This is a genomic window from Pseudomonadales bacterium, from assembly GCA_013215025.1.
Lineage (GTDB): Bacteria > Pseudomonadota > Gammaproteobacteria > Pseudomonadales > DT-91 > DT-91.
This window is the reverse complement of sequence record JABSRR010000341.1, coordinates 1-1,615: the sequence shown is the minus strand read 5'-3', so window position 1 is coordinate 1,615 and position 1,615 is coordinate 1. Positions and strand designations below refer to the sequence as shown.

1 protein-coding gene is annotated in these 1,615 nt (G+C 47.5%); it reads left to right on the top strand.

All coding sequences use genetic code 11. From position 1 onward, the window contains the following. The first annotated feature begins 269 nt into the window (after positions 1–269). Entirely contained in the window at positions 270–1,508 is a 1,239-nt protein-coding gene (locus tag HRU21_13485; GenBank protein NRA43296.1) for a transposase, read from the top strand. Positions 1,509–1,615: the final 107 nt, after the last annotated feature.

Below are 1,615 nucleotides of genomic sequence, written 5' to 3'. Positions count from 1 at the left end.
AGATACTTGTGCCCGACCTCAAGGCCGCTTTGTTTGGCTTTGCGGACGACTTCGTTTGTATAGATTTGTAGAAAATTGCTGACAGAGGTGTCCCACAATAAGATGGTATAGATCTAGAATCCACCCTTTAATTATCGGCTAAAACGGCTCTTTAAGGTTCCCCGCAGGCCTCACACAAGGCTTTCAGAATTTCTCAATTATTTAAATAGAAAAGCCCTGCTAGGATTCATCAGCTAAAAAATAAAAAAACGATGAAGTTGCAGGGCTCTATGATAGCTACTACTGTACCCGCTGAAGCCAGACTTGTCGCCGACAATATTCGAGACCTCTTCCCTGACCTGAGATACAAGGCTCTCTGCGCCGTTGTGTGTCTGTTTCTCCTAGGTAAAGACACCTTGTATCGTGGCGTCCGTGAGATGACCTTCGCTCCGTCAGTTTCTACGATGTCCAGGGCAATCCGCAAAATCAAGCCAAGTAGACTTATGCGACGAATGAGAAAGTCTCTAGCAAAGAAGTTTAAACACACCGATCCCAAAGAATTGGTTTTTGTCATCGATGACACTGGAAACCGAAAGTATTCGAAAAGTCTTCACCGCTCTGGCCACTGGGGTGGCAGTTCAGGAGTCTTTTTAGGCCAAAAGATCATGGTTCTAGGCATCGTCCATATTAAAACTAAAAAAATTTATCCGGTTGGCTTTACGATCTTGCCAAAGCGAGAATCGAAGAAGTCACCGACAGCTCATTGGCATGCGAATCGTCTTGTTGTCGAAGCAATGGCAGCTGGGATTAGAGCTCAAACCTTTGTAGCCGACAGTTGGTTTGATAGCGTGAGCTTAATGCAGAAGCTTGAGGCTCAAGGAATTGATATTGTCATCCAGATCAAAAACAATCGCAAGGTACGCTCAAACCCTGGTCGATACGTCAAATGGTCAAATTTGGAGGCTGAGTTTTCAAGCGAGAAAAGGCTAAGGTCACGCACTGAATGGGAATCCGCCAAGGTCAGGGCAGGGAAAAAACGAGGGATGTGTTTGGCGGAAAAGGTGCTGCAAATCAGAGGGAGGTCATGTCCTCTCAAGGTGGTGGCAGCATATAAAAGGCGCAATGGAGTAGAAGTTTTTGGATATTACGCCTCAACAAACCGCAACATGTCCCGGTCACGGATTTGGGCGGTGAGTCGGATGAGGTGGAAGATTGAAGAGCTTTTTAGGACCTGCAAGCAGCGTCTTGCCTTCGGAAAACTATCTTGCAAGGGAAAGGATGCAGCCCACCTGGCCGTGGCCTTGCCGCTTTTTCTCTACAAGTGGTTAACGGAAAAATGCCCCGAGTCCATGAAAATCGATCGCTACATTGCCACCATTGTCACCGAGTCGAGTCGAAAAGGGATATTCAGCTTAACCTCTAGCATCGATCGGAGGCCGGCGGAAATCGCGAGAAATCGGCTTGCTACAAGTCGAGCCCACCAGAAGCCTTGTGATTCGGCTGCGGGGGACTTCAAATTGGCTATATAGCATGCAGGGCAGGGAGATTAGGCAGCGCTAGGTGCCAATTTGTGGGACAAGCCTGTTTATAGCGTGAGGGTCTATGTCCTGAATATTTGGGCTTGGCAACACTCTTT